This window comes from Halosolutus sp. YCN4 (assembly GCF_059736495.1).
The window spans coordinates 654,136-677,388 of record NZ_JCASSM010000002.1 but is presented as its reverse complement, the minus strand read 5'-3'; the positions used below and the strand labels follow the sequence as shown (position 1 = coordinate 677,388).

The following is a 23,253-nucleotide window of genomic DNA, read 5'->3' as shown; positions in this document are numbered from 1 at the left end:
GAGTGTCGCCGCTCTCGGCCGGACCGGCATTTCGGGGCGCGGCGCTTTCACCGGGTATCCGGCGCGAGACGATCGTATTCGTGTCTATCGGTGGTCCACTTGTGCGCTACTCCCGGAACCGGCGCTCCGATCCAGTCGAGCCACCGTCGGGTCTCTCGAGGAGGAAACTGGACGCGCTTTCCGATCCGATTGACATCGAACCCGCGGTTCTCTAGGATCCGTATCACCCACGCTGCGCGCCGCTCGTGGAGCGCGGAAAACGCAGCGCTCGGCTGACTGTCGTCCGATCCGTGCCACTCCAGGCAACCGGCCGACGCGTACCAGACTCTGGCCGCGCGTCTCGTTACCCGGAGGTCATCGGACGGCCGTCGAACCGTACCGGTGACCCAGTCGGCGTAGCGGGAGAACTCCGGATGCGCGTGCGTTCGAACGTAGTACTGGTCTTGACGACGGTCGTCGTAGCTCTCCCTCCGGACACTGTGGGTGAGCCAGTCGAGGGTATTCGCGATCCACTCGACGAACGTCTCGTACACTGATCCGGTCAAGAGGTGCTTGTTCGCGCTGTTTCCACCGATTTGTGCGCCCCCGAGAACGAGTCCCTCGATCGTTTCGCGCTGGCGCGGTTCGACGGCCGGAAACTCGCATTTCGGTCCGGACCAGTGGGTCGACAGCCGCTCGAATCCAACTTGACCGCAGTTCGGACAGTCAAACGTTCGAGAACTGGGTCCCATACCGCTAATACGTTCGTAATAAATGTAAAACTGATCGTGGGGTTGGGCCGAACCGTATCCGCCTCCGCGTTCGCCGTACTCGATCCGGTCTGGAACGACCGCGTTCGACGGGCCGCTATCGCGCCGATCATCCGTAACCGAACGTCGTTCCGAGGCGTACCGGTCCGAGAGATTGAACCGGGTGCGTCGGGTGCCGTCGCAGAATTAATAGAAGTATAATATGTCTGCTATCTGTTTATAACTCGATCTAACCAGAAAACTGTTATAATTCGAGTGGCGGGAGAGTGATGTCGGCGTAGTCCGATGAAAAGCTACCGATCGTGGGGCTGATACGGCCTCAAGCCCTGATTATGAATTCAAACGCGATGGAACGGCCATACCCCGGATGCGCTGCGTTGCTTCGATCCTCGTTTTCCCTAATCGCACGAATACGGGCGTAAACCGACTCAAAGGCCGATTCCAGAAACCGCTGGTCGGCCACGGAGGAGGACCGGATCTGGTCGTGACTGCTGCCAGTATACCATTACCACATAACTCTAATCGAAGATATACTTGTGCGGGTAAACGGATCGATCTCGATCGTCACGCTCCGCTGCGACCACTGTAACTTATTATCGAGGCAATCGTTACCACTAAACATGGAGCTCACCGAACCCATCTCGATCGAGGGCGACGAGCGGGAACAGATCTACGAGTACGTCGAAGCCCACGGCGCGGTCGATCGGGAGGAGGCACGCGAGAAACTGTTCCCGGCGGATCCCCCGGGGGATCCCCAGTATTCACGAGCGTTCCAGCACAACGTCGCGATCCTCAAGCGGGACGGCTACCTCGACGAGGACGACGACGGCACCCTCCGGATCGCGATCGACGTCGAGGCGGCGGGCGAGGAGTTCACGGCCGAGGACGTCGACGTCACGATCAGGCCGGCCAGACAGGAGGACCTCTCGGGCATCGTCGGCGCGATGCGACAGGTCGTCGAGGAGATGACCTACATCGAGGCCGAGAGCGTCGCGGACGAACTCGATCACGAGAACGTCCTGCTCCGGCACAACGAGTTCGAGTCCCGGATGTTCTTCGTGGCGGTCGTCGACGGCGAGGTGGTCGGCTGGGCCCACCTGCACGTCCCGAACCTCGAGAAACTCGCCCACACCGCGGAACTCACCGTCGGGGTCCTAGAGGAGTACCGCGGGATGGGCATCGGGAGCAAACTGCTCGACCGCGCCCTCGAGTGGGCCGAAGCGAGCGACCACGAGAAGGTCTACCAGAGCGTGCCCTCGACGAACGAGGAGGCGATCGAGTTCTTCGAGGATCGCGGCTGGAAGACCGAGGCGGTACGCGAGGATCACTACAAACTCGGCGACGAGTACATCGACGAGGTGATGATGGCGATCACGCTGTAGGGCTCGCCCCCCATTTGACGGGGCACGCGGACGCCGGAAGCGGGACGCTTTTGCGGGTTCCATCCGAACTGCCGCTCATGGCGCAGACATCCCAGGAGTTCGGCGAGTGGCCGCTCAAACGGCTGATGACCGCAGTCGTCGGCTCCGGCCCGAAGTCGGCCGACGACATGACTCGCGAGCAGGCCCGCGAAGCGATGCAGCGCATCTTCGCGGGCGAACCCGACGAGACGACCCTCGGTGCCTTCTGGCTGGCCAACCGCTGGAAGCGAAACACCCCCGAGGAGCTGGCGGCCTACACCGACGTCATGCGCGAGGAGTCGGTCGTCACCGCCGAACCCGACTGCGATCCGGTCGACTGCGGCGCGAACTACGACGGCAAGCACACCTCCGCCCTGCTCGGCGTCGGGGCCGGCCTCGTCGCCGCCGCGGCGGGCACGCCCGTCGTCGTCCACTCCGGCGATCGGGTCCCGACCCAGAAGGCCACGGCGTACAAGCACGTCCTCGACGAACTCGGCGTCCGGACGGACCTCACGCCCGCCGAGAGCGCCGACATGACCGACGAGACCGGCTTCGGCTTCTACTACCAGCCCGCGTTCAACCCCGCCGTACAGGACCTCTACGATCGGCGCGACCAGATGGGCGTGCGCACGTTCGTCAATACGATCGAGACGGTCGCCAACCCGGCGAACGCCGACGTCCACCTCGGCTCGTTCTACCACCTCGCGTTCGCGAAGAAGATGGTCGAACTGATCGACGAGAGCGAAGAACTGGGCTACTCGCGTGCGATCTTCTTCCAGGGGATGGAAGGCTACGACGATATCCGTCCGGGATACACGAAGGTCGCCGAGTGGAACGATAGCGAGGCGCTACGCGCCTCGGACGATGGGAGCGGCGACGAGCCGCGAGCAGGTGACGGACTGGAGGACTACGAGATCGAGACCGCGAACTACGGCATGGAGATGGAGAGCGAGGACCTGAACGTCGACGACGTCACTGCCGACTCCGCGACGATCACCGAGGAAGTGCTCGCCGGCGATCGCGACGACCAGTTCGCCGACGCGATCGCGCTCAACGCCGCGTTCCGGATGTACGCCCGTCAGGACGTCGACAGCCTCGAAGCAGGCCTCGAGCGGGGCCGTGAGGTCATTTCCGACGGCAGTGCGCAAGCGGTACTCGAGGAACTGCAGTCGTTCTGAGCGACCGAGGATTTCCGGTCAGTGGGCGAATTGATCGGAATCGGACCGCATCACCTAGCATTTCGATCGGTCGTCGTTTCGGCATTTGTACATATCTTACTATACATAGTCAAAATTGACAAGTTCGAATTTTGGTTGGTCCGCTCCGAACGGCGTCGTACGGACGCAGAAATCCGCTCTCGAGCGCAAATCGAATTTGGTCGACTCTCGATCAGAATCTCTCCTTCAGTTCTGGTAGCGGTATTACTGGCCGACAGACGTCACGATACCCGGTAGTAATCGATTCCGACGGACCTCGGAGCGTCGTTATCATTCTGTTTACTACTATTACTTTTTATCAGATACACGGTACCTCGCCAGCTTCGCCATTCGACTTTAGGGAGCCGAACGTGACGCAAGCAATGGGTCGAACAGTCTACCTTTTTGATTGTTGGCCGTAACCACTTACCATGGACGACTCACTGGACACTGTCCTGATAGCGTTCGACGGGGACCGCGGCGTCGGGACGATCAGGATGAACCGGCCGGATGCGTTGAACGCGCTAAACGGTCAGCTACGGGACGACATCGTCGCGGGGCTCGAGTTGCTCGAGGCGGAAAACGAGGGGGCAGATGGCGTCGCCCTGCGAGCCGTCGTGCTTGAGGGTGCCGGCGAGAAGGCGTTCTGTGCGGGGACGGACATCGGCGGCTTCTCCGCGGAATCCGCCAGCGACTCCTCGGCCCGCTCACACTACGATTTCATCAGGGACTTCCCCGCGCCTGTCATCGCGAAGATCGACGGCTACTGTCTGGGCGGTGGGCTCGAAACAGCACTGGCGTGTGACTTCCGATTGGCCAGCGAGGGCAGCACGTTCGGTTTCCCCGAAGTGAACCTCGGGATCCTCCCCGGTGCCGGCGGCGTCCAGTACGTCACGAAGCTGGCTGGCCCCGCAATCGCCAAGGAACTCGCGATGACCGGCGAGCACATCTCGGCCCAACGGGCCGACGAAGAAGGAATCATCAACCACGCCTTCGCCGAGGACGAGTTCGAGGACGAGATCGACGAGTTCGTCACCGACCTCGCTGGACAGGCGCCGCTAGCTATTCAGGGGATCAAGAAATCCGCAGATATGGCTGTCCACTCCGGGCTCGAGGAGGGGCTGGCGTACGACCGCCAGCTCTTCGAAAGGGTCCTCCAGACCGACGACCACGCGGAGGGGGCGGCGGCGTTCTCGGAGGACCGCGAGCCCGAGTTCGAAGGAAAGTAACGCCTCAGTAGCGGTGAACGATGGTTTTCTCCGGTCCGAAACGACCCGGATATGGTGGCGCGCGCTGTGCCGCGCTTCACCGCGGCGCAAACTCGTGCGAGCGAATCGGCTGGAGAGGGCGTGGCGACTCCATGCCGCCAGCAGGTGCAGGACACGTCGGTACCTCTCATATTCACGCGACCGAAAGATGACGACGAAAACAGCAGACTGCTATTGTGGCAATACGGGATAACTATATCCTCCCCAGCCGATTCACTCACGCCTGTCGGCGTTCGCTCATCCCTCGCGCATAATCGGTCCGCGGTTCACCAATCGCTCACCGCGGCCCAGCGCACCAGCATGTCCCGTTTCCGTACTGTTGACCCGGGGATGGAGTATCGACTTCCTAATCCCATTCCTCGCCGATGCCGCGCAGCGAGAACGGCCCGACGGGGTGGTTGTACCCCTCCTCGAGGGCTTTATCGACCTGTTCTTCGGTCGCGATCCCTTCGTCGACGATCTTCTGGGCTTCCTCGCGCATGGCCGCGTAACACCGGTTGGCGAGGAACCCGTAGGAGCCGGGGTCGTCGTGGATAGTGACACAGGTCTTCCCGAGTTCGTCGACCAGTTCCTCGGCGCGTTCGATGACGGCTGCGTCGGTCTGGGGTGCCTGCACGATCTCGACCATCGACATGATCGGAACGGGATTGAAGAAATGCGTCACCGCGACCCGCGAAGGGTCGGAGACGCCGTTGGCGATCGACGTCACCGAAAACCCGCTCGTATTCGAGTACAGGGGCTGGTCGTCCGTGACCGCGTCCAGATCGCGGAAGACCTGCCCCTTGATCGCCAGGTCCTCCGTCACTGCTTCGATGACGAAGTCGGTTCCGTCGGTCGCCTCGTCAAGATCCGTCGTGAACGATAGCCGCTCGAGGACCTCGTTTTTCTCGTCCGCGGAGAGATAGCCACCCTCGACCGCGTCCTCGAGTCCGTAGTTCCCCGAGATGATCCGTTCGCGGGCTTCGTCAGCGAGCCCCTCGTTGATCTCGCGGACGGCTACGTCGTACTCGTTCCGCGCGAGTACCTGTGCGATGCCAGCGCCCATGATGCCACCACCGACGACGGCTGCACTCTTTTGTGCCATGCCACCAAGCTTCACTAGTACGGACTTAGTTCTTAGCAAGGCAGAGACGGGGACTGAGACGAGTTCGGTTACGGAATCAACGGGACCGAACAGCCGAACCGCACTATCGTCGCAGACCGCCGCCCTCAGTCGAGTCGCTGAACGCGCTTCGATGGATACCACGGTTTGCGCTCGTTTCGCCAGTCCGTGATCGTCTCGACGAGTGCGTAGCCGCCGCCACCGAAAGCGAACGCGTACACGATCCATTCGACGCCTGCTTCGTACAACGCGTAGACGACTACCGCCGCGAAGACGAGTTTCGTACATTCTCCGAGGATAGTGCTCGCGACGACGACCCGGTTACGATCCCGCTCGTCGCATGGGCCTCGTTGCTGATCACGGCGACGGGGTTTGCCGAGTACACCCGGATTCTCTTCGACGTCCCGTCGACAGTGTTCGTCTACGTGCTGCTCGCCTTCGTCTTGGTCGTCAATCTGGTCGGGCTCAGAGCCGTCGCCCAGGTCCAGATCGTCTTCTTCGCCGTCCTCGTGATCGCACTCCTGACGTTCATCGTCCCCGGTATGAGCGCGATCGATACCGCCAATTACACGCCATTTCTTCCGGATTACGGCGCGTTCGGTATCGCCGTAGTTGCGCTGTTTTACCCGTTTCTTGGCTGTGGGTTACTGGTCGAACTCGGCGAGGAAATCGACGATCCGGGCCGGACGATTCCGCTCGTTCTCGGGCTCAGTATCGGGATTGTCGCCGTGCTCTACGTGGGCCTGATCGCCGTCCTCGTCGGCGTCGTTCCCTACACCTAACCGGGTAACGAGGCCGACCTCGCGCCGACCGCTTCCCAATTTCTCCCGTGGTGGGGCGAGTACGTCGTCGCCGCTGGTGCCGTCTTCGCGGTCGTGACGACGGTGAACACGACGCTGTTGGTCTTTTCGCGGACGCTCATGCGTGCGAGTCGTGACCGCATTCTTCCTGCGTCACTGTCCCGAATCCATTCCCGCTTCGAGACACCCCGCTACGCCGTCTCGGTGCTCGGCGTTCCCCCGTTCTTGTTCGTTCCCATCGCGCGGGAAATCGTCGGACTGTCCGTGTTCATCGGGTTGGCCAGTCTCACCGCGTACTTTTTCTGTGCAATCGGCCTCTGGAACCTGCCACGCGAATTCCCCGAGCACTACGCGGCCGCCCCGTTTCGTCTCCGCCGCTACCGCTGCCTCCTCCTCGCCGTGGTGGGCGGCGCAGTCGTCACCGCCGCGTTCTGGATCGTAACGCTGCTCCAGCAACCCCTCGTCGGCGCCGTTCTCATCGGCTGGTTCGTCCTCGCGTACGTCTATTACCGGTACCGGCTCGAGGGAACCGATCGGGCCGAAACCTATCATCAGATGACGACCTTCGACCGCCACGAACAGGTTGACGAGGACGCCGGAGAGACCGACGACTGAGTCCCCAGTCCGGCACCGAGCCGAGCAGAGACGACAACGACCGTACATTTAATACTCGAGCCGATTATGTATGATATATGGAAACGGAGTACACGCCAACGGAGATGATGGACCGGGAGTCCAGATCGAACCGCTACTATCGGAATGCGGTTGAGCGCCACTGGGACCCCGGTGAAATCGACCTCGAGCAGGACGTCGAGAACCTGCTACAATACATCGACGGGGAAGCGGACTACGACAAGGAATCGTGGTACGGAACGCTCAACGGCATCGCGAAGTTCGGTGCGGGCGAAGACGCGGTCACCGAAGACCTTGCGCCCCTCGGGGCGGTACTCGACAACATCGACGACCAGCTGTTCCTTACGACCCAGATGTACGAGGAAGCGAAGCACGCGGATTTCTTCGATCGGTACTGGCGAGAAGTCATCTGGACGGTCGAGGACGAACTCGGCTGGGAGCGGTCGGATCCGCGCCACGAGCGGTGGTTCAACGACCCCTACATCGAACTGTTCGACCGCAACCGGAAGGCGCAGTTCCGACTGCTTGAGGACGATACCCCCGAGAACCGAGCGAAGGCCTACTGTCACTACCACCTCACTGTCGAGGGGATCCTCGCCCAGACCGGTTACTACGGGATGCAAACCTCCTACGGCGGCCAGTTCGAAGAGCTTCCGCATCTGCCGGGGCTCGTCGAAGGGTTCACGAAGATTCGCAGTGACGAAGGCCGCCACGTCGGCTTCGGGATGAATCAGCTCAAGAAGCTCATCGCCGAGGGCATCGATCCGGAGGTCGTCACGAGCACCGTCGACGACCTCCTCCCACTCGTGCAGGGGATCACCGAAGACGACCGGTTCCAGCCCGACGACCCCGAGGAGCGCGTCGGCATCGAGGACGGGGAGCTAGCCGCCTACGCGGTCGACAAACACACGGATCGGATGCAACAGATCACGGACGCCGCGGCGGACATTCCGGACGTCGACGAGCTCGTGCGACTCGAGGGCGACGACTGAGCCGTCAGCAACCGGCAGTAGAGTGACGACTGGCGACAGTAGGCTTTTGGAACCCGGTCGGGACGTAGTACCATGCAGCTCGATTCGGTTCGGATACTCGACCTGTCGCGCCTGCTTCCGGGACCGTACGCGACGCAACTCCTCGCGGACGCCGGGGCAGACGTCGTCAAGGTCGAGGATACGGACGCCGGTGACTACGCACGGTATACGCCGCCGATGACTGATCGCGACGTCGGCGCGCTGTTCGACGGCATCAACCGCGGCAAGCGGAGTATCGCCATCGACCTCAAATCCGACGAGGGGCGGACCGCGTTCTACCGACTGGTCGAAGAAGCAGATGTCGTCTTCGAGCAGTTTCGACCGGGCGTCGCCAAGCGACTCGAGATCGGGTATCAGACTCTCACTGAGTACAACGAGGAGGTAATCTACTGCTCGCTCTCCGGCTACGGACAGACGGGACCGGACGCCGAACGGGCGGGCCACGACCTCAATTACGTCGGCGTCGCAGGGCTGCTCGACATGACCCGCGAGGACGAATCGATGGCCCCACAGATACCGGGCTACCAGATCGGTGACCTCGGTGGCGGCCTGTTCGCGGCGTTCAGCATCGTCGGCGGGCTGCTCTCGCGTGAACTGGGCAACGGCGGCGAGTATATTGACGTGGCGATGACCGACGTGGTCGCGTCATTCTCACAGGCCGTCGCTCACGAGGCACTCACCGGCGGCGACCCGCGGCCCGGCGAGACGGCGCTCACCGGAGCGGTCCCCTGGTACGACGTGTACGAGACCGCTGACGGGCGATACCTCACGTTCGCGGCGCTCGAGCCGAAGTTCTGGGCCGAGTTCTGCGAGGAGGTCGGCCGGGAAGATCTCGCCGATCGACACGGGACCGACGATCCCGCCGAACTGGAAGCCATCCGTGAGGAACTGACGGGGCTGTTCGCGAGCCGATCACGGGACGCGTGGCTCGAGGCGCTTTCCGACGAGACCATGGTCGGGCCGGTGTGTACGCCGGCCGAGGCCCTGGACCACCCCCAGCTAGAGGCACGCGGGCTGATCGAACGCCCCGACGACGCACCCCCGCGGATCGGCTTCCCGGCTCGGGGGTCGACCGTGCCCGACAGTCACGACGAATCGGTACCGAACCACGGGGAACACACCGACGAACTGCTCGCGTCTGTCGGCTACGACGAGGCAGATCGGGCCGCCCTTCGAGACGCGGGAGCCATCCGCTAACCGGCCCGTCAGTTCTGTACAACGGGAACCCGTCCCAAATCATAAGGTACTGGACAGAAAAGTTGTATCCGTCCATGATGGGTGTCCAGTTAACACTTGACAAGATGCTTGAGCGGGCAGTCGACCTGTTCCCCGACCGGGAGCTGGTGACGAAACTGCCCGACGGGAGCACGCACCGCTACACGTACGCCGATGCATACGAACGGATCAATCAGCTCGCGCACGCGCTCGACGACCTCGGACTCGAAATGGGGGACCGCGTCGGCGTCGTCGCGACGAATCACTACCGGCACTACGAACTGTACTTCGGCCCGGCGTGTTCAGGGCGGTCGATCCACATGTGCAATATGCGGCTGCCCGACCATCACTTCGTCCACACGATCGAGGACGCCGAAGATCGGGTGATATTCGTCGACCCGGGACTCGTTGAGAAGGTCGAAGCCAACGCCGACGAGTTGGACAGCGTCGAGCAGTACGTCGTCCTCGACGACGAGGTGCCCGAAACGAGCCTCGAACCGGTGACCGACTACGAATCCCTGCTCGAGGGGCACTCTACGGAGTACGAGTGGCCCGACATCGACGAGGACGCGGAGTACGGGATGTGCCACACCTCGGGGACCACCGGGCTGCCGAAGGGTGTGCCCTACACCCACCGGGCGATGTACCTCCACAGCATCATGGGCGGCCACGTCGATGCTAACGCGATCGGCGAGCGCGACACGATTCTGCCGGTCGTCCCAATGTTCCACGCCAACGGCTGGGGAATCCCCTACGGCGCGACGTTCGTCGGCGCGAAGCAGGTCTTCCCCTCCGTCCACACCGATCCCGAAACGATCGCCCGGCTGATCGACGAAGAGGACGTAACGTTCTCGGCGGCGGTGCCGACCATCTGGCTCGAGATGGCCGAGTTCCTGGACGAGAACCCCGAGGTCGACATCTCGAACATCGACCGACTGACGGTCGGGGGGAGCGCGCCGCCCGAATCCCTCATCCGGCGGTACGAGGAGGAGTACGACGCGCCGATCCTCCAGGGCTGGGGAATGACCGAGACCTCGCCGCTGGGAACGCTCAGCACGCTCCGCAAGGAGACCGCTCAACTGCCGAGCGACGAGCAGTACGAGTACCGCGCGAAAGCGGGCCTCCCGGTGCCGGGGATGCAGACCCGCGTGGTCGACGACGACGGCGATGAGGTCCCGGCCGACGGGGAGACGATGGGCGAGCTACAGGTCCGCAGTCCGTGGGTGACCGATCACTATCACAACCGGCCCGAGGAGAACGAGCAGTCGTTCACCGACGACGGCTACCTGCGAACCGGCGACATCGCCACGCGAGACGAACTGGGCTACATCGACGTCGTCGACCGCGACAAAGACGTCATCAAATCCGGCGGCGAGTGGATCTCGTCGGTCCAACTCGAGAACGAACTCATGGCCCACGAGGGAGTTAGCGAGGCGACCGTCATCGCGGTCGAGCACGAGCGCTGGCAGGAGCGGCCGCTGGCCATCGTCGTTCCCCGAGGTGAGTCAGAGCTTACCGCCGACGACCTCGAGGTCCACCTCGCGGAGACGTTCCCCTCGTGGTGGCTGCCGGACGAGTACGAGTTCCTCGACGAGATTCCGAAGACCTCGACCGGGAAGTTCGACAAGAAAACGCTTCGCGAGCAGTTCAATGTCGTTCTCGAGGCCGAGGACGACGAGGCGGCGGCCCAGCAGTAGACCGTTTCAACGACAGATTTCACCATGGTAGCAAACACGACAGGCGGCGTGAGTTTCGACACCGACGAAGAGACCGAACTGATACTCGACAGTTTGGACCAGTTCGTCGAACGCGAGGTCGAGCCGATCGTCGAGGAACTCGGCGACGTCTACGCCAATCCCAGAAAGGGACACCACGAGAACGGACGCTGGACCGACGAGCTGCTCAAGGCTCGAGAGAAGATCCGGCGTCGATCGGCCGAAGCCGGCTTCTACGCGATGAACCTCCCCGAATCAGCGGGTGGCGAGGGACTCTCGCCGGTTACCTGGTATCGGGCGAAAAAACACCTCGCTAACCACGGCGGCGGGCTCGAGCGGTACGCCCTCGCCGGGCCGGAAGGGCCGAAGCCGCTCCTGTTACAGGCTGAGGGCGAGCAGGTCGAGCGCTACCTCGAGCCGACCGTTCGGGCGGAGAAGTCGACGGCGTTCGCGCAGACGGAGCCCGGCTACGGGTCTGACTCGCCGAACATGGAAACAGTCGCGGAGAAAGACGGCGACGAGTGGGTCGTGAACGGGCGCAAGCAGTGGATCACTAACGCGCCCTACGCCGATTTCGTCCAGTTGTTCGCCCGGACGACGCCGCAGGAGGAGGCCGGCCGCTACGGCGGTATCACCTGCTTCATCGTCGAGCGCGACGAGTACGAACTGGGGTCGTACAACAACGCCGTCGGTGCCGAAGGGTCCCAGGCCGAGATTATACTGGACGACGTTCGACTCCCCGAAGATCGCGTTCTCGGCGACGTCGACGAGGCGTTCTACGCCGCGATGGAGTTCCTCTCGCTGGGGCGACTCGAGTTGGGTGCCGAGGCCGTCGGCTATTCGGAGTACCTGCTGGAGGATGCCACCGACTACGTCACCGAGCGCGAGGCCTTCGGGCGGCCGATCGGAAATTTCCAGCAGGTCTCCACGAAGCTCGCCAAAGGGCGAGCGAAGACCTACGCCGCCGACGCAGCGGGGCTAAAACTCGCCTGGAAGATGGCACAGGTCGAGCGGACGGTGATGGACTCGTCCGTGTTGAAATGGTTCGCCACGAACGTCCTGTGGGAGGTTGCGGACGCGGCCGTGCAGGTCCACGGAGCCAATGGGTTGGCCGAGGAGAACCCCTACATGGACATCGTTCATCAGGCGCGAATTCTCCGGATCGTCGAGGGAACCGACGAAATCCAGCTCAACACGATCGCGAACTCGATGGGAGTTACGGACTGATATGCCATGGTCGCCCCACCCACGAACCAGACCGCTGCCGGTCTCGCACGAGCGATCCGCGACCGCGAGTACTCGCCGACCGATGTGGTCGACTCCGTCCTCGAGCGCATCCACGAACGGAACGACCGGACGAACGCCTTCGTCACTGTCACGGACGATCTGGCCCGCGAGATGGCCGCGGAGGCCGAACGTGCAATCGCTGACGGCGAGCCGCTCGGGCCGCTTCACGGCGTCCCCGTCGCCATCAAGGATCTCGACGACGTCGACGGCGTCCGAACGACCTCGGGATCGTTGCTCTTCGACGACCGCATCGCCGACTCGGATTCGCCGTTCGCCGCCCGGCTGAAGGCCGCCGGCGCGGTCGTGGTCGGGAAGACGAACACGCCGGAGTTCGGCCTCGGGACGACGACTGACAACCGCGTCGCCGGACCGACTGGAACGCCCTTCGACCCCGACCGTGTGTCGGGGGGCTCCTCCGGGGGAGCCGGTGCAGCACTCGGCGATCGGCTCGTGCCGCTCGCACCGGGATCGGACGCTGGCGGCTCCGTCCGCGTCCCGGCGAGTTTCTGTGGCGTGTACGGACTGAAACCCACGCAGGGTGTGATCCCGAACGTCAGCCGACCGAACGGCTTCGCGAGCCACACGCCGTTCGCTACCACGGGACCGATGGCCCGGACTGTCGAAGACGCGGCCCTGTCTCTCGACGTGATGGCTGGGTCCCACCCGCGAGACCCCTTCTCGGTCCCGAACGAAACCGATTACCGCGCTGCCGTCGACCGACCCGTCGACGACCTGTCGATCGCCTACAGTCCGGATATGGGCACCTATCCCGTCGATCCAGACGTGTGGGCGGTGCTCGACGATGCCGTTTCGGCACTCGAGCGCGCCGGCGCAACCGTCGACCCGGTCGATCCCGACCTGGGCCACGACAATGAGGAGATACTGGACGCCTACTACACGATGGCGACCGTCCGATGGCAGTCGCTGCTGGACTCGCTCGAGACGGACGGCTTCGATCCGCGAGGCGAAGATCGCGACCGCCTGCGGCCGTACCTTGTGGACCTCATCATGGACGCCGACGAGCCGACGACGCGGGAGTACAAGCGCGCGGACGTGGTTCGGACGGGCATCTTCGACGGGCTGCAGGATCTCTTCGCGGAGTACGACCTCCTCGTCACGGCGACCGTCGGGACGACGCCGTTCCCCCACGACGAGGAACCCGCGGAGATAGCCGGCGTCGAGATCGAACCGTTGCGCGGCTGGGTGCTCACGCAGCCATACAACCTCACCGGCCATCCGGCGGCCTCGGTCCCGGCCGGCTTCGTCGACGGACTCCCAGTCGGACTGCAGATCGCGGGCCACCGACACGCCGACGACGACGTTATCGCCGCCAGCGCCGCGTTCGAACGCCAGCGGCCATGGCACGACGAGTATCCGGAGTGATCGGCCGCCGGCAGTGTCTCCGTATTCCGACTGAGTCGCAAACGATTCTCCGTATCCATACGGAATCGCAAACGGTTCTCCGACCGGGATTAGAAGCTGAACAGGTCGATACCGCCGGTAACGCCGATCACCTGTCCGGTGACGTAGGACGCCTGGTCGGAACAGAGGTAGGTGACCATATTCGCCACGTCCTCTTCGGTCCCGAGGTGACGCATCGGGGTCGCCTCGGCGATTCGCGCGTAGTACTCGTCGATGTTCTCCCGGAGTTCGTCGGGGCTCATGTCGGCCCAGTCGCCGACGACGATGTTGGGTGCGATGACGTTCGAGGTGACCCCCGACTGGGCACCCTCGAGGGCCATCGTCCGGCCGACACCGATCATAGCCGCTTTGGTCGCCGAGTAGGAGAACTGACCGAAGCCGCCGTACCAGCCGGCCATCGAGGACATGGTGACGATCCGCCCCCAGCCGCGCTCGCACATCCGCGGGAAGAGTTCCTTGCTGATGTTGTACGTTCCCGTCAGATTGATTTCGACGTCGCGGTCCCAGACGTCGTCGTCGTAATCGCCGACGCGCGAGCGGGCGTCGACCATCGCCGCGTTGTTGATGAGTATATCGACGCCGCCGAACGCGTCACGCACGTCGGCCATCGAGTCGGCGACGGCCTCACGGTCCGTGAGGTCGCACTCGAGAGGCATTGCCTCGCCGCTATCGGCGGTCTCGTTGATTTCGGCGGCGGTCTCCGCCGCACCGTCCGCATCGACGTCGAGGACGACGACGTTCGCGCCCTCGTTCGCGAGGAGTCGACAGTCGGCGCTTCCGATTCGTCCGGCACCGCTAGTGACGACGGCGGTTCTATCCTGAATTCCGAGGTCCATCTCCCGAGCGAATACTACAGTATCTGATTTAATGATTGTGGGGAGATAACAGAGATCACGGTCGATGACGGCCCGGATCGGTACGGAAAGAGCCCAGAACGGATGTTCACGAATTTATGCACAACTTCTATGACCGATCGCCGAATACTCAGGTGTACAGCATGAGTTCCGCAGTTATCGTCGATGCCGTCCGTACGCCGTTCGGGAAACGCGACGGCTCGTTCAGAGACACGCACCCGCAGGATCTGGCCGCAGAACCGCTCGAGGCGCTCCGAGAGCGCAACGGGTTCGAGCCGGAAACGATCGAGGACGTGATCTACGGCTGTGTAACGCCCGTCGACGAGCAAGGGCTCAATATCGGCCGGCTCGCACCGATGGTCGCGGGCTGGGGCGATATCGTTCCCGGCGTCCAGCTCAACCGGATGTGTGGCTCGGGCCAGCAGGCGGCCAACTTCGCCGCGGCGAACGTCATGGCCGGCCAACACGACGTGCTCATCGCGGGTGGCGTCGAGCACATGACCCGCGTCCCGATGGGATCAGACGGCGACGCGCCGACGGACACGTACTTCGAGTATTTCGACGAACTGACCACGCAGGGAGAGGGTGCCGAGCGCATCGCCGAGGAGTACGGCCTGACGCGGACGGAGCTCGACGAGATCGCCGTCGACTCCCAGCGCCGCTGGAAGCAGGCCTGGGACGAGGGCCGCTACGACGACCAGACCACGCCGGTCGAAACCGAACTCGATGGCGAGGACGTCGTCGTCGAGCAGGACGAACACCCCCGTCCGGGCACCGACATGGAGACGCTCTCCGAACTGCCGCTGTCGTTCCGCGAGGAGGGCAACGGGTTCCACCATCCGGGCAACTCGTCCGGGATCGTCGACGGCTCCGCTGCACTTCTCATTACGAGCGAGGAGGCGGCCGAAGAACACGGCTGGGAGCCCATGGCCCGAATCGTCCAGACCGAAGTGGTCGGCGTCGACCCCGTTACGATGTTGAAGGGGCCGATTCCCGCGACTGAGGGGGTCCTCGAGAAAGCCGACATGAACATCAGTGACATCGACCTGTTCGAAGTCAACGAGGCGTTCGCCTCGGTCGTCGGGGCCTGGCTCGAGGAGACGGGTGCGTCGTGGGAGGACGTCAACGTCAACGGCGGCGCGATCGCCCACGGGCACCCGCTGGGCGCGACCGGCGCGATGCTCCTGACGAAACTGGCCCACGAACTCGAGCGAACCGGACAGGAGACCGCGCTGTCGACGATGTGTATCGGCTTCGGACAGGGCGTCGCGACGATCCTCGAGCGAGTCTGAGCCGGTCGACGCCGGCGGAGACGCCCGCGAACGCGACTGAGAGGGGAGCGCGGACGCGCTGGGGTTGGCGGACGGTGGCCGGGATCGAACAGCCGATCGTACGGCTATCGGTTGCCAATTTATGCGATCTGTCACCTATAGCTTTACAATGCTGTATACAATCATGATTGATATGGAGTACCACGATTCCGAGAAAGCGAAAGAAGTTGCGAACCGAGTAGAGGCGTTCATGGACGAGGTCGTGATCCCGCGGGAGCGCGAAGCGCTCAGGACGGGTGAGGACATCACGAACGACGAGATCGAAGACCTCTGGGAGCAGGCCAAGGATCGCGACCTGTTCGCGCCGCAGGTCCCCGAGGAGTACGGCGGGCAGGGACTGGACTTCAGCGACATGCTGCCCTCCTTCGAGCAGGTCGGTCGATCCCTTATCGGCGCGCTCTCGATCCGCGCGAACGCGCCCCAGGAGGGGAACATGCACACGTTGGAGATGGTCGGCACCGAGGAGCAGAAAGAGGAGTGGCTGCGCCCGCTCGTCCAAGGTGAGATTTCCTCGGCGTTCTCGATGACCGAGCCGATGCAGGGCGGCGGCTCCGATCCGAAGATGCTCCAGACGACTGCGATGAAGGACGGCGACGAGTGGGTCATCAACGGGCACAAGTGGTGGACCTCCGACGGCCTGGACGCCGACTTCTATCTGGTGATGGCCCGGACGGATCTGGACGCCCACCCCTACGAAGGGACCTCGATCATCCTCGTTCCCAGCGACGCTGACGGGCTCAACGTCGTGCGAAACATCGATCACCTGGGTGACCACGGCCCCGTCGAACGGACGGGTGGCCACGCCGAGATCAAGTACGACAACGTCCGCGTTCCCGTCGAGAACACGATCGGCGAGGAAGGACAAGGGTTTCAGATCGCCCAGATGCGACTCGGCGGCGGCCGGCTCACCCACTGCATGCGCTACTCCGGAATGGCCCAGCGCTCGCTCGAGATCGCGAAGGCCTACCTCGGCGAGCGCGAGGGCTTTGGCACCTCGCTCGAGGACAAACAGGCGCTGCGCCACCGGATCGCCGACGCCGAGACGCGCCTGCATGCCGCCCGCACGATGGTCCGGCACGCGGCCCGCGAACTCGACGAGGGTGACGCCCGGATCGAGGTCGCGATGGCGAAGATGTACGCGGCGAACGTTACCAACGAGACCATCGACCTCGCCGTCCAGTGTTGTGGCGGTAACGGGATCGGGAAGGACCTGCCGCTGGCACACTTCTACGAAAACGTGCGCGCGTTCCGGATCGTCGACGGGGCCGACGAGGTTCACCGTCGATCGATCGCCCGCTGGGCGTTCGACGACGTCGACGAAACCGAGGTCCAGGACGTGCTTCGGTTCGACGAGGACCTTCGCATCGACGCGCTCGACGACTGATATCGAGGCGACCCCTCGGCTCCCGTTTGATTCACGCGTCGCCGTCGGTCGAGAGCGGATCCGAACCCGATTCGAGGACCGACCGGGCGAGACGCGGCCCCCCGGAGCGAGTGGCGGCGCCACACCGTGACACTGGCACCCATAGTTATTTACGCTCCGATGGGAATGTCGCGACTATATGAGTGGAGATACCACACCTCAGCGATCGGAGGGCGGCGGGCTGAAAAACATCCGCGAGGCGTCGGACGCGGTGGAACAGTCCACGCTGTCGGTAACCGTCGAGAATATTTACGAACGGTGGCGAACCGCCGGTTCCATTCTCGTGCTGGCGGTTACCAGCGTCCTCCTGTATCAGGTCGACGGGTATCTGTCGATCGACTCGCAAGTGTTCGCCGGGATCACGCTCCTTCTACTGATCTACTTCCTCGTGACGCTCCGAACGGACATCAGCATGGAGTAACGGGTGCTGAGGTCGATTACCGAGGCCGCTCGAGGGGGAGGTATTTTGTGCACCCTGCCGAATGAGTCTTCCATGAACGGCGGGACGATAGCACCGTGATCGACTGGAAGCTAGACGGATTCCTGCCGACCCAGCGGCAACCGGCACCCCGACTGGAGACTGTAGACGACCGAAGCGTGTTGCTCGCCCGCGGCGGTGCGGCGGCGATCGATCTGTTCGTCTGTTACGTTTTGATCGAACTCCCGTTGATATACGGCTTCAGCGTGGTGTTCAGCGGACCGTACGAGGCCCTCGGGGGGTTCGCGATCGTCCTGTCGATCGTCCTCCTCGCGCCGATTTACGCCAGCTACTCGTTCGTCCTCGAGTGGCGCTACGGCCGGACACCGGGGAAGGTAAATCGCGGCCTGCTTGTCGTCATGGCTGACGGTCGGCCGTGCACCTACCGCGCCAGCGCCGTGCGGAACCTCTTCCTGTACGTCGATCTCCTCGGCGTCCCGCCGCTCGTGATCGGACTGCTGTCGGCGCTGGTGACCGACGGCCGTCGCCTCGGCGACCTTGCCGCCGGGACGGTCGTCGTCCGCTCGACGGCACCGACGGATCGGGACGTGGCGGCCTCGAGCGACGTCGATACGAGTGCGGCGGCTCGAGCGGACGACACAGGGAAGAACTGACCGCACGACCGGTGAGACGGCCGCTCGTATCAGGCGATCCGGACCCCGGACTCGCTGTCGAACAACTGGATGGAATCCGACTGGAAGACGAGCCCGTACTCCTGGCCGTTGCCCTCGAAGTCCGGATCGGTGACGACGACGACCTCGCCGAACTCGGTGTCGAAGAAGCTGTGCGTCGCATCGCCCAGGGGCTCGTCCAGCAGGTGCGTCGCCGGGATCCCGGCAGTGGGATCGTTGCTGACCCGAATGTACTGCGGTCTGAGGCCGACGCGGACGTCGTCACCGGCCCACCCCTCGAGGCCGTCGCGGGCGAGGTCGTACTCGTAGTCGCCGACCACCAGCTCGGCGGTCCCGTTGACGGCCCTGATGGTCCCGTCGAAGAACTGCGTCGACGGCTGGCCGATGAACTGGCTGACGAACTGTGAGTCCGGTTCGTCGTACACCTCCTTCGGCGGGGCGACCTGCTCGAGTCGGCCGTCGTTGATGACGGCGACGCGATCGGACATCGTCATCGCCTCCTCCTGATCGTGGGTAACGTACAGCGTCGGACAGCCGATCTCGTCGGTCACCTTCTCGATGACCGGCCGCAACTCGGCCTTGAGCTTGGCGTCTAAGTCCGACATCGGCTCGTCGAACAGGAACACCTCCGGATCGCGCACGAGCGACCGGCCGAGGGCGACGCGCTGTTGCTGGCCGCCCGAGAGGTCGGCGGGCATCTTCTCGAGCTGGTCGGTGATCTGGAGCAACTCGGCGGCCTCCTGAACGCGGACGATGCGCTCTTCCCGCGAGAAGCCCGTGATCTTGAGACCGTAGGCCATGTTCTCCTGGACGCTCATGTGCGGGTACAGCGCGATGTCTTGGAAGAGCAACGCGATGTTGCGCTCCTGGACGGGCTTGTCCGTCACGTCGCGGTCGCCGAACTTGATCGTGCCGTTCGTGGGCTTGTTCAATCCCGCGACGCAGCGCAGCGTCGTGGTCTTGCCACAGCCCGAGGGACCGACGAGCGTCACGAACTCGCCGTCCTCGATGGTCAGGTCGACGTCGTCCACGGCGACGATTCTGTTGCCCGATTCCTCGTACACTTTCGTCAGATTCTGAATCTCGATGTCTGGCATATGTTAGTGTTCCTCGTGTATTAGTTATAAATGCGGTGCGCGCTCAGAGCGCTCTGACCTGGAACCCCTTCAGCAGGTAGCTCTGCATGAAGTAGGCGAACAGCAGCGGTGGCAGCGTCATAGCGAGCGAGATCGCCATCAGGTAGGCGTCCGGCAGGAACTGCGCCTGCCCCATCGCCCGGAGGATGCCGGGAGCGAACGTCGTGGTGTCGGTCTGGGGCAGGAGGATCTGCGCGAACGTGAAGTCGTTCCAGGCGAGCGCGAAAGCGAACAGGGCCGCGGCGATGATCGCCGGTCGACACTGGGGGACGACGACGTCGCGAAAGCCCCGCCACCGCGAGGCGCCGTCGACCCACGCGGCCTCCTCGTGGGCCTCCGGAATCGTCATGATGTACTTCCACATCAGCCACACCGCGAAGGGCATCGAGATCGCCGAGAGGGCGATGATGAGCCCGATTCGGGTACCGAGCAGCCCGATGCTCCGCCAGATCTGGTAGAGCGGGATGCCGATGACGATGGGGCTGAAGAGGTAGCCGATCAGGAGGACCCGCGCGAAGTTCTCCTTCTGTGGGAACTCAAGGCGCGCCAGACCGTAGCCGGCGATCAAGGAGACGAGGACGACGGTGACGATGGTCCCGATGGCTACCACGACCGTGTTGAAGATGTAGGTGTACATCCTCGGCTGCGTCAGGACGACGAAATTGCCGAGCGTGAAGATGTCGGGGGTAGGGAAGTACGTGACGGCGTCTTCGACGGTCTCGTACTCGGTGAACGCGAGCTGGGTGATCCAGTAGATCGGCCAGGCTCCGACGAGCACGATTATCGCGGTGCTGATGAGCTTCAATGTCTCGAAGATGCTGGTCTCGCAGTCGTACGAGAGGCCGAAGATGCCTCCCGGTGGTTCGCTCTGACTCATGTGGTCGTTTCTACCTCGTCGCTCGGATTGAAGAGTTTGAAGTAGGCGATCGCTCCCGCGAACAGGAAGAGGAACATGACGACGGAGATCGCGTTGGCGAGTCCGTACGCCTGATCGGTGTAGACGGTCTTGTAAGCGAGCACGGGGAGCGTGGTCGTCGCGTTACCGGGGCCGCCCTGCGTGAGCTGCCAGATGATGTCGAACTTGTTGAACATGAAGATCGACCGGAGCAAGACGACGACCAGGATGATCCCCATGATGCGCGGGAACGTGATGTCCCGGAACATCTGCCATCGGTTCGCGCCGCAGACCTTCGCCGCCTCGTAGAAGCGGTTGGGAATCGCTCGCAGCTGTGCGAGCGTGAAGATCGTGATGAAGACCGAGAACTTCCAGCTGCCGATTAGGATCAAAAGCGGCATCGCCCACGTCTGCGTTCCTAACGGGGCTTCCCGCACGTCCCACAGACTGAGCCACTCGGCGCCGATCATCTGGAACACGCCTCCCTGCGGATCGAACACGCGAAGCGCGATCAGCGAGACGATGATCGTCGGGATCAGGTAGGCCGTGAAGACCACCGCGGTCAGCAGCTTCTGGCCGCGGGTGACGCGATTCAACACGAGCGCCATCCAGAGGCCGACGGCAAGCTGGAGGAGCGTGCTACCGACCATGTAGACGATACCGCGCCACAGCGAGCCCCAGAACGTGGAAATGTTCAGAACCTCGCGGTAGTTCGCGAGGCCGGCCCACTCCCACACCGGATTGAGCGTGTGAACGTTGTGTAACGATGCCCAGAACGCGAACGCGATCGGAAGCACCGCGATGAGTAAGTACAGTACGACGACGGGAAGTACCGTCCCGATCCCGACGATAGTCTCCCGCTCCACGGGGAGATCGTCCCACGGGATGAACTCCCTGCGAGGTCGAATCGTTTCTCCGGTCTCACCAGCCATATACACGTCTCCTCTGCATCTATGCTTGTTAATCTCACGGTTATTCACACCCGGTTCGCCCTGCACGAACGCGGTCGAACGAAGAGTCGACTCCGCCGGGACCGACTACGAGAACTGGTCTTTGGCCTCCGCGAGAGCCTCCTCGAGCTGGCCGCGACCCCACTCGTAGGCCTCCTGGACGGTATCGGAGTCGGTGACCACCCGGTTGACCATCTCGCCGTAGAACCACTGGCGCTGCATGTACAGCGCCTCGGGCGAGGAAACGTCGGCCTCGTCGACGTTGCCGTAGTGGTTGCCCCAGATCTCGTCCTGGACGTACTGGAGCTTCTCGAGCAGGTGCGGATGAGCCTCCATGATACCCTGGTTCTGGAACGCATCGGAATCCAGTACGTCGGCGTAGGTCGGCAGGAACCGGCCCGGATCCGCCTCGTAGAAGCTCACCGTCCGCTCCATGCTGTCGGCGTAGAGCCACTCGAACCACTCCTTGGCCTCCGACGTGTTCTCGGCGTTCGCGAAGATATGGTAGCCGTCGGGGGCCGGGGAGGAGAGCCAGTTCTCCTCCTTGTCGATCTCGCTCCAGGTCGGGTACGCCCTGACCTGGGTCGCCTCGGCCAGTCCGCGCAGGGCGTCGTTGTCTTCGGCCTCGGCCGTCAGTGCGGTGACACCGACCGGCCAGGCGTTGAGATGGTAACACTGGGCGTACTGGCCCTGAACCCACCCGCCGAGCGACTCCGCCCAGCCGATGCTGGTCGGATCCGGCGAGTACTGGGCGAGGTCCTTCATGTACTGCAGTACCGTCGTCACCTCCTCTTCGGGGAAGTATACCTCGAGTTCGTCTCTCGCCTCGGGGTCGCTCCAGCGCACGCCGAGTCCCGAGACGCCGGCGCTCGCCAGGAGGACCTGGAACTCGTCCTGGCTCTTGCCGGTCGGCATCCCCGCCAGGCCGTAGCCACGCGCGTCATGTTCGTCCGACTCGTCGATCGCTCGAGCGTTGTCGAGGACGTCCTGGAACGTCTCCGGTTCCTCCAGCCCGAGATCGTCGTAGATGTCCGCCCGGTACTGGAAGTTCGAGATGTACTGGCCGTGAGGGACCTGATAGTAGTCGTCGCCGCCGAGGAACGCCCCGCCGGTCATCACCTCCCCGTTTACCTCCTCGATCGACGAGACCACGTCGTTGACCGGCTCAAGCTGGTCGGTCACCCAGATGTCGGCCACCTGGTCGAACGTGGAGGTGTTCGCGTCCGGCGGGTTTCCCGACTGGATCAGCTGGGCCAGACGGCCCTCCTGCGTGCCGGACATTCCGCCCTCCTCGATGTTCATCTGGATGTCGGTCTGGTCTTCGAACTCCGACTCGAGGTCGCCCCAGAGGGCCTCCCAGGAATCGTTGTAGTAGTCCGTGATGAAGTGGACCTCACCGTCGCCCTCGTCGCCACCACCACCACCCAAGCAGCCTGCCATCGCTGAAGCGATTCCTACACCAGCACCTGTAAGCACCTGACGCCTGTCAATAGTGTCCCGTGTCATCTCTACTCAAGGACTCTTGTCCATTGCTATCATCCCTACAGACCCACATAAACGTTCATGTTTTTTCCACAGTAATGTTGCCGTTTTTTTCAGGGACGGGAGATGGTCGACAGACGACCCTAACGGCTATTTTCACTGGTGTCGAAGTCACCGATGGCCGGAGACGTAGTCGAGGGAGGAGGAAGACGGAGGCGATTCCGTAATTGAACGGCTTGCCTCGGTCCGCGCAG

Annotated in this window: 21 protein-coding genes; 14 read left to right on the top strand and 7 right to left on the bottom strand. The window is 63.3% G+C overall.

Going from position 1 to position 23,253, the window contains the following annotated elements:
* Positions 1-1,369 precede the first annotated feature (1,369 nt).
* From AC6I6X_RS09615 to AC6I6X_RS09605, 3 genes are all read left to right on the top strand, one after another.
* Positions 1,370-2,131 carry a GNAT family N-acetyltransferase gene (locus AC6I6X_RS09615; protein ID WP_497930288.1) on the top strand — a complete coding sequence of 254 codons (762 nt, stop codon included), beginning with the start codon at positions 1,370-1,372 and terminating at the stop codon, positions 2,129-2,131.
* Between the two features lie 77 nt (positions 2,132-2,208).
* On the top strand, positions 2,209-3,327 hold the full coding sequence (locus AC6I6X_RS09610; protein ID WP_497930287.1) for an anthranilate phosphoribosyltransferase: 1,119 nt from the start codon (positions 2,209-2,211) through the stop codon (positions 3,325-3,327).
* A gap of 449 nt (positions 3,328-3,776) precedes the next feature.
* Complete coding sequence (locus tag AC6I6X_RS09605) at positions 3,777-4,574, top strand: enoyl-CoA hydratase/isomerase family protein (RefSeq protein WP_497930286.1); 798 nt, start codon at positions 3,777-3,779, stop codon at positions 4,572-4,574.
* Between the two features lie 385 nt (positions 4,575-4,959).
* Here AC6I6X_RS09605 and AC6I6X_RS09600 read toward each other — a convergent pair whose 3' ends face one another.
* Entirely contained in the window at positions 4,960-5,697 is a 738-nt protein-coding gene (locus AC6I6X_RS09600; RefSeq protein WP_497930285.1) for a 3-hydroxyacyl-CoA dehydrogenase family protein, read from the bottom strand.
* 368 nt (positions 5,698-6,065) lie between these two features.
* Between AC6I6X_RS09600 and AC6I6X_RS09595 the strand changes: the two genes are divergently transcribed.
* Positions 6,066-6,497, top strand: a complete 432-nt coding sequence (locus AC6I6X_RS09595; RefSeq protein WP_497930284.1) for a hypothetical protein — start codon at positions 6,066-6,068, stop codon at positions 6,495-6,497.
* Here AC6I6X_RS09595 and AC6I6X_RS09590 read toward each other — a convergent pair.
* Positions 6,494-6,637: a hypothetical protein gene (locus AC6I6X_RS09590; protein WP_497930509.1), complete on the bottom strand. Its 144-nt coding sequence runs from the start codon at positions 6,635-6,637 to the stop codon at positions 6,494-6,496. The genes AC6I6X_RS09595 and AC6I6X_RS09590 overlap by 4 nt on opposite strands.
* Between AC6I6X_RS09590 and AC6I6X_RS09585 the strand changes: the two genes are divergently transcribed.
* From AC6I6X_RS09585 to AC6I6X_RS09560, 6 genes are all read left to right on the top strand, one after another.
* A complete protein-coding gene (locus tag AC6I6X_RS09585; protein ID WP_497930283.1) occupies positions 6,591-7,130 on the top strand; it encodes a hypothetical protein in 540 nt (179 codons plus the stop codon). The two genes, AC6I6X_RS09590 and AC6I6X_RS09585, sit on opposite strands and share 47 nt — an antisense overlap.
* A 77-nt stretch (positions 7,131-7,207) precedes the next feature.
* On the top strand, positions 7,208-8,140 hold the full coding sequence (locus AC6I6X_RS09580; protein WP_497930282.1) for a ferritin family protein: 933 nt from the start codon (positions 7,208-7,210) through the stop codon (positions 8,138-8,140).
* Between the two features lie 72 nt (positions 8,141-8,212).
* Complete coding sequence (locus AC6I6X_RS09575; RefSeq protein ID WP_497930281.1) at positions 8,213-9,376, top strand: CaiB/BaiF CoA transferase family protein; 1,164 nt, start codon at positions 8,213-8,215, stop codon at positions 9,374-9,376.
* Positions 9,377-9,453: 77 nt separating this feature from the next.
* Complete coding sequence (locus AC6I6X_RS09570) at positions 9,454-11,091, top strand: long-chain fatty acid--CoA ligase (protein ID WP_497930280.1); 1,638 nt, start codon at positions 9,454-9,456, stop codon at positions 11,089-11,091.
* A 24-nt stretch (positions 11,092-11,115) separates the two neighbouring features.
* Positions 11,116-12,336 carry an acyl-CoA dehydrogenase family protein gene (locus AC6I6X_RS09565; RefSeq protein ID WP_497930279.1) on the top strand — a complete coding sequence of 407 codons (1,221 nt, stop codon included), beginning with the start codon at positions 11,116-11,118 and terminating at the stop codon, positions 12,334-12,336.
* Positions 12,337-12,342: 6 nt separating this feature from the next.
* The gene (locus AC6I6X_RS09560; RefSeq protein WP_497930278.1) at positions 12,343-13,779 is read left to right on the top strand and encodes an amidase; all 1,437 of its coding nucleotides are present in this window, start codon (positions 12,343-12,345) and stop codon (positions 13,777-13,779) included.
* 89 nt (positions 13,780-13,868) lie between these two features.
* Here the strand turns inward: AC6I6X_RS09560 and AC6I6X_RS09555 are convergent, their stop codons facing one another.
* The gene (locus AC6I6X_RS09555; protein ID WP_497930277.1) at positions 13,869-14,654 is read right to left on the bottom strand and encodes an SDR family NAD(P)-dependent oxidoreductase; all 786 of its coding nucleotides are present in this window, start codon (positions 14,652-14,654) and stop codon (positions 13,869-13,871) included.
* 161 nt (positions 14,655-14,815) lie between these two features.
* Here AC6I6X_RS09555 and AC6I6X_RS09550 point away from each other — a divergent pair, with 161 nt between their 5' ends.
* The 4 genes from AC6I6X_RS09550 (at position 14,816) to AC6I6X_RS09535 (ending at position 18,518) form a co-directional block, all read left to right on the top strand.
* On the top strand, positions 14,816-15,964 hold the full coding sequence (locus AC6I6X_RS09550; RefSeq protein ID WP_497930276.1) for a thiolase family protein: 1,149 nt from the start codon (positions 14,816-14,818) through the stop codon (positions 15,962-15,964).
* Positions 15,965-16,136: 172 nt separating this feature from the next.
* Positions 16,137-17,387, top strand: coding sequence for an acyl-CoA dehydrogenase family protein (locus tag AC6I6X_RS09545; protein WP_497930275.1), 1,251 nt, complete (start codon positions 16,137-16,139; stop codon positions 17,385-17,387).
* Positions 17,388-17,565: 178 nt separating this feature from the next.
* Positions 17,566-17,847: a hypothetical protein gene (locus AC6I6X_RS09540; RefSeq protein WP_497930274.1), complete on the top strand. Its 282-nt coding sequence runs from the start codon at positions 17,566-17,568 to the stop codon at positions 17,845-17,847.
* A gap of 95 nt (positions 17,848-17,942) precedes the next feature.
* On the top strand, positions 17,943-18,518 hold the full coding sequence (locus AC6I6X_RS09535) for an RDD family protein (protein WP_497930273.1): 576 nt from the start codon (positions 17,943-17,945) through the stop codon (positions 18,516-18,518).
* Between the two features lie 29 nt (positions 18,519-18,547).
* On the opposite strand, the gene AC6I6X_RS09530 is transcribed toward AC6I6X_RS09535, so the two are convergent.
* From AC6I6X_RS09530 to AC6I6X_RS09515, 4 genes are all read right to left on the bottom strand, one after another.
* On the bottom strand, positions 18,548-19,633 hold the full coding sequence (locus AC6I6X_RS09530; RefSeq protein ID WP_497930272.1) for an ABC transporter ATP-binding protein: 1,086 nt from the start codon (positions 19,631-19,633) through the stop codon (positions 18,548-18,550).
* Between the two features lie 43 nt (positions 19,634-19,676).
* On the bottom strand, positions 19,677-20,549 hold the full coding sequence (locus AC6I6X_RS09525; protein ID WP_497930271.1) for a carbohydrate ABC transporter permease: 873 nt from the start codon (positions 20,547-20,549) through the stop codon (positions 19,677-19,679).
* Entirely contained in the window at positions 20,546-21,499 is a 954-nt protein-coding gene (locus tag AC6I6X_RS09520; protein ID WP_497930269.1) for a carbohydrate ABC transporter permease, read from the bottom strand. Before AC6I6X_RS09520 ends, AC6I6X_RS09525 begins: the two co-directional genes overlap by 4 nt.
* Positions 21,500-21,604: 105 nt before the next feature.
* The gene (locus AC6I6X_RS09515) at positions 21,605-22,957 is read right to left on the bottom strand and encodes an ABC transporter substrate-binding protein (protein ID WP_497930268.1); all 1,353 of its coding nucleotides are present in this window, start codon (positions 22,955-22,957) and stop codon (positions 21,605-21,607) included.
* Positions 22,958-23,253 lie beyond the last annotated feature (296 nt).

What these genes read in the sequence shown, in the direction of transcription:
- AC6I6X_RS09615 (WP_497930288.1), top strand. Translation starts at nt 1,370, where the DNA reads ATGGAGCTCACCGAACCCATCTCGATCGAGGGCGACGAGCGGGAACAG.
- AC6I6X_RS09610 (WP_497930287.1), top strand. Translation starts at nt 2,209, where the DNA reads ATGGCGCAGACATCCCAGGAGTTCGGCGAGTGGCCGCTCAAACGGCTG.
- AC6I6X_RS09605 (WP_497930286.1), top strand. Translation starts at nt 3,777, where the DNA reads ATGGACGACTCACTGGACACTGTCCTGATAGCGTTCGACGGGGACCGC.
- AC6I6X_RS09600 (WP_497930285.1), bottom strand. Translation starts at nt 5,697, where the DNA reads ATGGCACAAAAGAGTGCAGCCGTCGTCGGTGGTGGCATCATGGGCGCT.
- AC6I6X_RS09590 (WP_497930509.1), bottom strand. Translation starts at nt 6,637, where the DNA reads ATGAGCGTCCGCGAAAAGACCAACAGCGTCGTGTTCACCGTCGTCACG.
- AC6I6X_RS09580 (WP_497930282.1), top strand. Translation starts at nt 7,208, where the DNA reads ATGGAAACGGAGTACACGCCAACGGAGATGATGGACCGGGAGTCCAGA.
- AC6I6X_RS09575 (WP_497930281.1), top strand. Translation starts at nt 8,213, where the DNA reads ATGCAGCTCGATTCGGTTCGGATACTCGACCTGTCGCGCCTGCTTCCG.
- AC6I6X_RS09570 (WP_497930280.1), top strand. Translation starts at nt 9,454, where the DNA reads ATGGGTGTCCAGTTAACACTTGACAAGATGCTTGAGCGGGCAGTCGAC.
- AC6I6X_RS09565 (WP_497930279.1), top strand. Translation starts at nt 11,116, where the DNA reads ATGGTAGCAAACACGACAGGCGGCGTGAGTTTCGACACCGACGAAGAG.
- AC6I6X_RS09560 (WP_497930278.1), top strand. Translation starts at nt 12,343, where the DNA reads ATGGTCGCCCCACCCACGAACCAGACCGCTGCCGGTCTCGCACGAGCG.
- AC6I6X_RS09555 (WP_497930277.1), bottom strand. Translation starts at nt 14,654, where the DNA reads ATGGACCTCGGAATTCAGGATAGAACCGCCGTCGTCACTAGCGGTGCC.
- AC6I6X_RS09550 (WP_497930276.1), top strand. Translation starts at nt 14,816, where the DNA reads ATGAGTTCCGCAGTTATCGTCGATGCCGTCCGTACGCCGTTCGGGAAA.
- AC6I6X_RS09545 (WP_497930275.1), top strand. Translation starts at nt 16,137, where the DNA reads ATGGAGTACCACGATTCCGAGAAAGCGAAAGAAGTTGCGAACCGAGTA.
- AC6I6X_RS09540 (WP_497930274.1), top strand. Translation starts at nt 17,566, where the DNA reads ATGAGTGGAGATACCACACCTCAGCGATCGGAGGGCGGCGGGCTGAAA.
- AC6I6X_RS09530 (WP_497930272.1), bottom strand. Translation starts at nt 19,633, where the DNA reads ATGCCAGACATCGAGATTCAGAATCTGACGAAAGTGTACGAGGAATCG.
- AC6I6X_RS09525 (WP_497930271.1), bottom strand. Translation starts at nt 20,549, where the DNA reads ATGAGTCAGAGCGAACCACCGGGAGGCATCTTCGGCCTCTCGTACGAC.
- AC6I6X_RS09520 (WP_497930269.1), bottom strand. Translation starts at nt 21,499, where the DNA reads ATGGCTGGTGAGACCGGAGAAACGATTCGACCTCGCAGGGAGTTCATC.
- AC6I6X_RS09515 (WP_497930268.1), bottom strand. Translation starts at nt 22,957, where the DNA reads ATGGCAGGCTGCTTGGGTGGTGGTGGTGGCGACGAGGGCGACGGTGAG.